Origin of the sequence: Achromobacter insuavis (assembly GCF_902859645.1) — a bacterium.
GTDB classification, from domain to species: domain Bacteria; phylum Pseudomonadota; class Gammaproteobacteria; order Burkholderiales; family Burkholderiaceae_B; genus Achromobacter; species Achromobacter insuavis.
In genome coordinates this window covers 1-594 of record NZ_CADIJR010000197.1, presented here as the reverse complement: position 1 = coordinate 594, position 594 = coordinate 1, and the positions used below count along the sequence as shown (strand labels likewise).

Annotated in this window: 1 protein-coding gene; it reads right to left on the bottom strand. The window is 75.9% G+C overall.

The window, feature by feature from the left end; all coding sequences use genetic code 11:
* Positions 1–594: TolC family protein (locus tag H0523_RS32100; protein ID WP_180180335.1), on the bottom strand; the 594-nt coding region annotated here is incomplete at both ends.

Sequence of the window (594 nt, the reverse complement as noted above, 5' to 3'; positions counted from 1 at the left end):
GGCCCGCCAGCGCGGCCAGCGCGTGGCGCTGGCGCGCGATCTCGCGGTCCAGCGCGTCGACCTGGGCATCGCTCTGCGCCAGGCGGCTGCGCGCCTCGGCGACCGGGACGTCGCTGCCCAGGCCGGCCTGGCGGCGCGTCTGGTGCAGGTCCAGCAATTGGCGTTGCCGTTCGCGCTGTTGCTGCGCCAGCTCGTGCAGGCGGAAGGCGGCGTCCAGGCGCAGGTAGGCCGCCGCGATGCCTTGCTGCAACGCCAGCTGCGCATCGGCATGGGCCAGGGCCGCGCCTTCGGCATCCAGCCGGGCGGCGTCGACCAGCGCGCGCCATTTGCCCCAGACATCCAGGCGCAGGCGCAGCGAGGCCAGCAGCGAACCGCTGCCGCCGGTGTTGTCGGCGTAGGGCGCGCCGTAGGTGTAGTGGCCGGGGTAGCGATCGGCGCTGACGCTGGCGCTGGCATCCAGCGTCGGCTGGCGCGCCGCGTCGGCGTTGCCGAGCGCGGCTTCGGCCTGGCGCAGCCGCGCCTGCGCGGCGCGGACGCCGGGCGCCTGCCGCTGCGCATCGGCCATCAGGCGGTCGAGTTGATCGTCGCCCCAGG